Source organism: uncultured Dialister sp. (genome assembly GCF_900541605.1).
Lineage (GTDB): Bacteria > Bacillota > Negativicutes > Veillonellales > Dialisteraceae > Dialister.
On record NZ_UQKJ01000086.1, the window covers coordinates 1 to 7986 of the forward strand.

The window sequence follows — 7986 nt, forward strand, 5'->3', positions numbered from 1 at the left end:
AGCTTCGAACCCTGTGCAGCTTTAAATAAAATTATTTTTGTCGTTTACTATAGCTTTCAGGAAAACTGATCTGCCTGCGGCGCTTCCCATCTATTGTTTCTACCAGTCATTCATACAGTATGTTGTAGAGCTTGCCTGGATGCTAAAAGCTCCCGCACGAATGCTCCATCTGTAAGCACAAAAAATCTCCCTGCCCGTTTCGGCAGGGAGATTTTTTATTTTTTCACCGGCAGGGCGGGATTCCTTGTCTCTGCAATCCATTTCGTGAAGTCTTCGGGACTCACATGGAGGACCCGTTCTGCATAGGCCTTCCACCGTTCACTTTTTTTCCTGTCATGGACGATGTCTTCCGTCTTTTTTCCGGTGTGCTGCTCCAGAAGATAGGCCAGTCGGATCCAGTGGTTCGGATAGCCTTCTGCAAGGAGTGCCAGAGCCCGCTTCGTATCGATGCCGTAGAACCGGTGTAGCCGGTCCGCCCGATGCAGGAGATAGACCTCTTCATATACTGCCGCGGTGAGGCCCAGTTTCTTCCGGATCACGCCCCAGGGGTCTTCTTTCCGCAGGGCCAGGATATCTTCTATGGACCTGTCCGTAAGGCAGGAAAGGAGGGCGGCCTGGTCGATTTCCCCAAACCGGATGCCCCGGGAAAGGAGTGCCCGTACTTCCTCTTCCGGGATTTCATATTTATAATGGATACTCCGGACCTGGTCTTCCGGAGAGAGCGTTGCTTTTTTCATAGGTACGTCCTTTCTGTATAAAAGTAGAGTTGAGAGTTGAGGTTCAGCGGCAAAGCCGCATCCATCCTGCGGCTTTGCCGCGCCCCTTCTCTAAGGGGCTGCCTGCTTGGGGATAGAGTTAAGACATCCCGCGGACCTGCCGCTAATGAGATATCAGACATGGCTAGCTGTCAGGAAAACCGGTTCGCCTGCGGCGCTTCCTATCTGATATTTTTATCAATCATCAATCATTTGTGCCGCAGGCGTCTGAGCTTTCCTGGCAGCTAGAAGCCAGGGAAGCGCTGGTTAATTCGCAGAGTCTGATTATACATGTATTTTCATGCAATACTGCGTCATAAGCCCCTTAAATAGCTCGTCAGTTTTACTGCTAAATTAAAATACTCCGCGCCGCTTTCTAATCTGATGCGGCGCACCTTCACTCCTCACTCCTCATTAATAACCTTGCAGTCTTTTCACTTCAAATGGAATATCCTGTTTACCCCCTACTCCATTTCTTCCCACCAGTGGCGGAGGGAGGGGTCAGGCTTTCCTATGTCCACCTTTTCCCCGATTACAGGGGTCAGGAATTCATAGGGTCTTCCTTCTGTTGCGGCGGCCATACGTTCATAGGGCTCTTTCCAGCTGTGGGTGGAAAGGGGATATTTCCCGTTATGGTAGGGAATTACTGCCAATGCGTGGAGATCATCCCCGGCTCTGGCGCTTTCTTCCGGCATCATATGGACTGTGGGCCAGTATTTGTTATACTGCCCGTCCTCTATGAGGGCCAGGTCGAAACCGCCGAATTTTTCTCCGATTTTTTCAAATCGGTCGTCGTAGCCGCCGTCACCGGTGTAGTATACTTTCCTGTCCGATGTGATGAAGGCAAAGCTGCCGTATAGGGTCTGATTCCGGTGCAGCAGGCGGCCGGAAAAATGGCGGGACGGCAGGAACCACACCGTCAGGTCTTTATCGATTTCCACCGGCGTCCACCAGTCTTCTTCATGGATTTTCGAGAGGGGATAGCCCCATTTCTCGTAGTATCCTCCGTTTCCAAGGCCCGTCACCACATGGTGGACCTTCGGTTCTATGGCCCGGACAAAATCGTAGTCCAGATGGTCCCAGTGGTCATGGGAGAGCACCATGACGTCGATGTCATCGGGGATATCAAGAGCGCTGTATACATTGCTGCCTTCCATGGCTTTATCCACAAAGGGTACCGGCGATGCATACTCTGCGGCCACCGGATCTATGAGGATTTTCTTCCCATGGAGCTGCATGTAAAAAGAAGAATGGCCCATCCATACCACCACGTCCTCATCGGGAGGAAGGGATTTCAGGTCCGTCTTTTCATGAACCATCACATCTTTCGGTATGGTTTTTCCCGGCCCGGGGAAAAGAAATTCCTTCCAGAACGACAGGGGCACGCTGATCGATTCATGGGGATGTTCCGGCACAAATTCCCCATTCACATAGTGGGGGGAGGCTTCGATTTTCTTTTTCCTGGCCTCGGTGATGAGGGGATCCATCTGGGGCTGGGATACGAACCAATATCCTCCACATCCCAGAAGGACCACCAGAGCCAGCAGGACTTTCAAAACATGCATGGTATGGCCTTTCTTATAATCGCCAATTTACTCTCTTTTCATCATATCAGACGTGTGCATATAAAAGCAGAATTGAGAATTGAGTGAAGAGAATTGAGGCTCCGCGGCTGCGCCGCACCTTCCCTGCCCCAGACTGCTGCCCTTTCCCATCATTTCATCCAGCTCAAAGTTCGTGACTCTGTCCATCACCGCACCAGACAGGTAAAAAAATCCTCCCCAAACGGAGAGGATTTTTTTATTTTCCATTACAGGCCAAATCTTGCAAAGATTTCGTCCACATGCTTCAGCATGGGCTTGTAGTCGAAGCAGGCTTTGATTTCTTCCGGGGTGAGATACTTTCTTACGTCCTCGTCTTTGCAGAGGTTTTCGTAGAAGTCTTCTCCCTGGAGCCAGCGCTTCATGGCGTTTCTCTGTACCCAGCGGTAAGCGGTATCCCGGTATGCACCTTTGGCAACGAGGGCCAGGAGCACTCTCGGGCTGTAAATGAGGCCGCCGGTGAGGTTCATGTCAGTCATCATCTTGTCCGGATATACGAGGAGCTTGTCGATGAGGTTTGTGGTCTGGTCCAGAATGTAATCCAGGGCGATGGTGGCATCGGGGAGAATGACCCGTTCCACGGAGGAGTGGGAAATATCCCGTTCATGCCACAGGGGAATATCTTCGAAAGCCGGGAGGCTGTAGCCCTGGATGAGGCGGGCCATGCCGCAGATTCTTTCGGACTTTACGGGGTTTCTCTTATGGGGCATAGCGGAGGAACCCTTCTGCTTCGGGCTGAAGTATTCTTCTGCTTCCCGGACTTCTGTCCTCTGGAGGTGGCGGACTTCCAGGGCCATCTGGGAAAGAACGCCGGCGATGACGCCGAGGGTAGCCACGTATTCTGCATGGTGGTCACGCTGTACGACCTGGGTAGCCACGATTTCCGGCTTCAGGCCCAGTTTCTTGCATACATACTGTTCTACGAAGGGATCGATATCGGCATAGGTGCCTACGGCGCCGGAGAGTTTGCCTACTGCCATTTCATCGGCAGCCCGTTTCATGCGGTCAATGTTTCTTAAGGTTTCGGAATACCAGAGCAGGAGCTTCAGGCCGAAGGTGGTCGGTTCTGCATGGACACCGTGGGTACGGCCGATGGTGGGGGTATGTTTGAATTCTACAGCCCGTCTCTTTAGCACGTCTGCCAGTTTCTGGAGGTCGTCCAGAAGGACAGCGGAGGCCTGTTTCAGCTGTACATTGAGGCCCGTATCCTTCACGTCGGTGGAGGTAAGACCCATATGGATGTACTTGGCTTCATCTCCCACGTGTTCTCCTACGTTGGTGAGGAAGGCGATAATGTCATGGTTGATTTCTCTGTCGATTTCATGGATGCGGTCTACATCAAAGTCTGCCTTTGCCTTGATGACTTCCACCGCTTCCTTCGGAATGCGGCCCAGTTCCGCATTGGCTTCGCAGGCTGCGATTTCCACATTCAGCATGGTCTGCCATTCATTCCGTTCATTCCAGATTTTTTCCATGACCGGTCTTGTGTACCTTGGTATCATTTGTCAGATTTCTCCCTTCGGTTTCCCTATGCGGGCGCAGATTTCCCGGCCCACAACAACGCCGGCGGCGGAAGCCTGTGCCAGGCCCCTGGTGATGCCGGCTCCATCACCAATTGCGAAGAAGTTTGGAATCTTCGTTTCCAGCTGGTTTGAAAGTTCGATGCGGGAAGAATAGAACTTCACTTCCACCCCGTAAAGCAGGGTGTGGCGGGAGTTCGCTCCCGGAGCGACCTTATCCAGCGCTTCGAACATCTCCATAATATCCTTTAAGAAGCGATATGGCAAGACCAAAGATAAATCTCCCGGCGTAGCGGAGGGCATGGTGGGCTGTACGAGGCCCCGGCGGATCCGTTCTGCCGTTGACCGGCGGCCGTCCCGAAGGTCTCCCAGCCGCTGCACGATGGGACCGCCGCCCAGCATGTTGGCCAGGGAGGCGATGTACTTGCCGTATTCGATGGGTTCATGGAAGGGCTGGGTAAACTGCTTCGACACGAGGATGGCGAAATTTGTATTTCCGCTCCTCTTATGGGCGTAGGAATGGCCATTCACCGTCATAAGGCCATTGTTGTTTTCCGTCACCACGAAGCCGTAGGGATTCATGCAGAATGTGCGCACCCGGTCGTCGAAGGACTTGGAAAAATAGACCAGCTTCGATTCGTAGCAGATGTTGGTAATCGGTTCATAGATTTCTGCCGGCGATTCCACCCGTACGCCGATATCCACGGCATTGGAAGCTGTATGGAGGCCCAGCTTCTGTGCTTCCTTCGTGAACCATTCCGCACCGTCCCGTCCCGGCGCTGCCACCAGGTACTTGCAGTGGTAGGTCTCGCCGCCGGCGATAACGCCTTCCACCTGTCCATTCTTTACAAGAATCGTATCCACCAGGCATTCTGCCTTTACCGTCACGTTGGAGGGGAAGCTGTCCCGCATGTGGGTAAGGATTTCCCCGTTCACGTCGGTTCCCAGATGGCGGATGCGGGCGGGGATGAAAGCCAGGTCCGCCGCTGCCGCCCGGCGCTTCAGTTCATGGAGCTCTTCCTTATGCTCTTCACCGTATACGGCACGGCCGGCGCCGCCGAATTTGCAGTACACCGAATCCACATACTCAATGAGACGGGCCAGTTCGCCCTTATTCATATAATCGTCCAGGTTTCCGCCGTATTCGGTGGTAAGGGTCAGCTTGCCATCGGAAAAGGCACCGGCCCCGCCCCAGCCGGATACGATATTCGCCCGCCGGCTGGCAGGGGGAGCCATGCGGTTTTTATTCAGGGCAATCCGTTCCCGGATATCCAAGCCCTTTTCCAGAATCAGGATAGACAGTCCCGTATCTGCCAGTTCCAGTGCCGTGAAAATTCCCGCAGGGCCGGCACCGATAATAACTACATCATAGGTTTTAGCCATAAAAACACCCCATTTGATAGAAATACGATAATAAGGGAGAAATCAATCGGATGAAACTGTGCAATTCACGATTTCTCCACATTGTTTTGGGCAACAAAAAAGCCCCAGCCGGGGCCGGATAACCTGAAAAGATTATCCCTTTTTTGATTTTACAGAAAATGGAAGGGAAAAGCAAGAGAAAAATAGATAGACGGTCTTACATGGCTATGTGTAGAGCCACTGGCATGGAGCTTCTGGCTGCTGGCTTTTAGCAGCCAGGAAAGCTGGCCAGCCTGCGGCATGAATGACTGGCAGAAACAACGATGGGAAGCGCCGCAGGCAGATCAGTTTTCCTAAAAGCTAAGAGCTAACAGCTAGGGAAGCACTGATTAAATCGTTGTCAGATTTTATTCTTGGATTTTTATGCAATGCGAGGAATAACTCGACGCGAATAGCGAGCTATTTAAGGAGAGCTATGACGAAGCAGTGCATAAAAATTCTTATGAAATCTGACTCTGCGAATTAATCAGCGCTTCCCTAGAAGCTCCATACCAGTGACTCTATACGTAAGCATGCCAAACCGCCATTAAGCGGCTTGGGGGTATCCACTCAATCCTTCTTATACTTCTTCAGAAGACTCCAGGGAATGCTGCAGAGGTAGTGGTCCTCCGGGTGCTTTTCCAGGTGGTCCTGGTGTTCCGGGGCACTGGGAATGTAATTGGTCAGGGGAAGCACTTCTACCCGGATCCTGTCTGCATCGGGCCTTGCCGCAATGAACCGGCGGGCTTCCTTCAGCGGTTCTTCCTCTTCGCTGTACACGCCGGTACGGTATTTTTTCCCGTGGTCCATGCCCTGGTGGTCAACGCTGTAAGGATCGATGATTTCAAAAAGGTATCCCATCAGGTCCGGTACGGACAGTTTCTTTTCATCGTAGGTGACTTTCACGCACTCTGCGTATCCATCGTAAGGGCCATCCAGGGAATGGGTGGTCCCATTAGCCCGTCCTGCTTCCGTTTTTATGACGCCGGGAATATATTTCATGAAATACTGGACGCTCCACAGGCATCCGCCGGCCAGATATATTGTCTTCATAGTTCCTCCTGATGAAAGAATTGAGCATTAAGACTTCAGGGCATCCGGTACCTTCACCGTCATTCCATCTCGTCCTTCTCTTTTTCCATTTTACCGTTTCCCATAAAAAAAAGCCAGTTACCGCTGCAGAAAATGAAAAATCTGCAGCGGTAACCGGGATCTTTAGAAAGTATTTTTGCTTTGCCCTGTCATGGCTGAGGCTCCACTTTTTATTTTCCCCACACCTCATCGGCCACTTCGCGGATGAGCCGGATTTTGGCCCACTGTTCCTCTTCGGTGAGAAGGTTTCCCTCTTCCGTGGAAGCGAAACCGCACTGGGGGGGACAGGCAGAGCCGGTCCAGGGGGACATACTTCGATGCCTCTTCGATGCGCTGTTTCAGGTCTTCTTTCTTCTCCAGCGCCGGTGCCTTGGAGGTCACAAGGCCCAGTACCACCTGCTGGCCATTGATGAACCGGAGGGGCTCGAAGCCGCCGGCCCGGTCACTGTCGTATTCCAGGAAAAATCCGTCCACATGGCAGTGTCCAAAGAGGACTTCCGCCACCGGCTCATAGCCGCCGGAGGAAAACCAGGTAGACCGGAAATTGCCCCGGCAGATATGCATGGTGATGGTCATGTCTTCCGGCTTTTCATCCAGGATATCATTCAGCACTTCCACATATTTCTGCTTGATATGCTCCAGATCTACGCCCCGTGCCCGGTAGGCATCGGTCTTGTCCTTCGAGCAGAATTCGCCCCAGGATGTATCATCGAACTGCAGGTACCGGCAGCCCTCGTCGTAGAAGGCCTTTACCGCTTTCCGATAGGTCCGGACGATATCGTCAAAAAGGACATCTTCATGGCCCTCATAAATATCCGGAAGCACCGGATGCTCTTCCCTGACGCAGGTCATGAGATGCAGCATGGAAGGGGAGGGAATGGTCATCTTGGCGATGTGGTCCTTATCTTCCAGCTGTTTCAGGAAGCAGAAATGGGAAAGGAAGGGATGGTCCTCCGGGAAATCCAGCTTTCCCACAATCCGGAATGTGGTAGCCTTCGGCTGTTTTCCTTCAAAATGGACGGACCAGGCTTTGACAGATACCTGGCGGCATCCCGTAAGGGCTGCCAGAAAGTCCAGGTGCCAGAAGGCCCGCCGGAATTCGCCGTCCGTAAAGTCGTGGAGCCCGTTTTTCTTTTCCTTCTCCACCAGGTCCACAATGGCCTCATCTTCCAGGAACCGCAGTTCCTCCGCTGTAATCTGTCCGTCCTCAAAGGCCTGTCTTCCTTCTTTTAATGCTTTCGGCCGAAGAAAGCTGCCGACGATATCATTTCTAAAGGGTATATGTATATGGGTCATAATGATTCCTCCTCATGGTGTTTCGATGTGATGCATGTATACTACCACAGGAGGGATGTTATGCGTTAATATAGATAAAATATGCGTAGATATAGATTTAAGGTATATCTACAATTAGATGAATGGAGTTAAGGCACGGGGAACGGGCAGTGGCCTTCGGCCAGGGCTCTGTCCTGCGGACACGGCTATGCGCATCAGGGCAAAGGCTTTCGCCTGGGCTCAGGGAAGAAAATATATAAATTCGCGGCGCTTCTATTTTCTTGCGCTGAACTGGCCCCCTTGTCAAGGACACAATTAAAAGTGTAGTTCGGACTCCATAGG

Annotated in this window: 7 protein-coding genes; all 7 read right to left on the reverse strand. The window is 52.2% G+C overall.

What is annotated here, in order from left to right:
- Positions 1-215 precede the first annotated feature (215 nt).
- A complete protein-coding gene (locus QZR21_RS06665; protein ID WP_296099716.1) occupies positions 216-737 on the reverse strand; it encodes a hypothetical protein in 522 nt (173 codons plus the stop codon).
- A gap of 482 nt (positions 738-1219) precedes the next feature.
- Entirely contained in the window at positions 1220-2320 is a 1101-nt protein-coding gene (locus tag QZR21_RS06670; protein ID WP_296099714.1) for an MBL fold metallo-hydrolase, read from the reverse strand.
- 27 nt (positions 2321-2347) lie between these two features.
- Complete coding sequence (locus QZR21_RS06675; RefSeq protein WP_296974511.1) at positions 2348-2566, reverse strand: hypothetical protein; 219 nt, start codon at positions 2564-2566, stop codon at positions 2348-2350.
- Positions 2566-3858 carry an adenylosuccinate lyase gene (gene purB / locus QZR21_RS06680; RefSeq protein ID WP_296099710.1) on the reverse strand — a complete coding sequence of 431 codons (1293 nt, stop codon included), beginning with the start codon at positions 3856-3858 and terminating at the stop codon, positions 2566-2568. Before purB ends, QZR21_RS06675 begins: the two co-directional genes overlap by 1 nt.
- Positions 3859-3861: 3 nt before the next feature.
- Complete coding sequence (locus tag QZR21_RS06685) at positions 3862-5259, reverse strand: NAD(P)/FAD-dependent oxidoreductase (RefSeq protein ID WP_296974515.1); 1398 nt, start codon at positions 5257-5259, stop codon at positions 3862-3864.
- 588 nt (positions 5260-5847) lie between these two features.
- Entirely contained in the window at positions 5848-6330 is a 483-nt protein-coding gene (locus tag QZR21_RS06690; RefSeq protein WP_296099704.1) for a peptide-methionine (S)-S-oxide reductase, read from the reverse strand.
- A 225-nt stretch (positions 6331-6555) separates the two neighbouring features.
- Entirely contained in the window at positions 6556-7665 is a 1110-nt protein-coding gene (locus tag QZR21_RS06695; RefSeq protein WP_296099702.1) for a 5-methyltetrahydropteroyltriglutamate--homocysteine S-methyltransferase, read from the reverse strand.
- Positions 7666-7986 lie beyond the last annotated feature (321 nt).

Bases quoted from the DNA above. Each gene is read 5' to 3' on its own strand.
- QZR21_RS06695 (WP_296099702.1), bottom strand. From the start codon at position 7,665: ATGACCCATATACATATACCCTTTAGAAATGATATCGTCGGCAGCTTT.
- QZR21_RS06665 (WP_296099716.1), bottom strand. From the start codon at position 737: ATGAAAAAAGCAACGCTCTCTCCGGAAGACCAGGTCCGGAGTATCCAT.
- purB (WP_296099710.1), bottom strand. From the start codon at position 3,858: ATGATACCAAGGTACACAAGACCGGTCATGGAAAAAATCTGGAATGAA.
- QZR21_RS06690 (WP_296099704.1), bottom strand. From the start codon at position 6,330: ATGAAGACAATATATCTGGCCGGCGGATGCCTGTGGAGCGTCCAGTAT.
- QZR21_RS06675 (WP_296974511.1), bottom strand. From the start codon at position 2,566: ATGGAAAATAAAAAAATCCTCTCCGTTTGGGGAGGATTTTTTTACCTG.
- QZR21_RS06685 (WP_296974515.1), bottom strand. From the start codon at position 5,259: ATGGCTAAAACCTATGATGTAGTTATTATCGGTGCCGGCCCTGCGGGA.
- QZR21_RS06670 (WP_296099714.1), bottom strand. From the start codon at position 2,320: ATGCATGTTTTGAAAGTCCTGCTGGCTCTGGTGGTCCTTCTGGGATGT.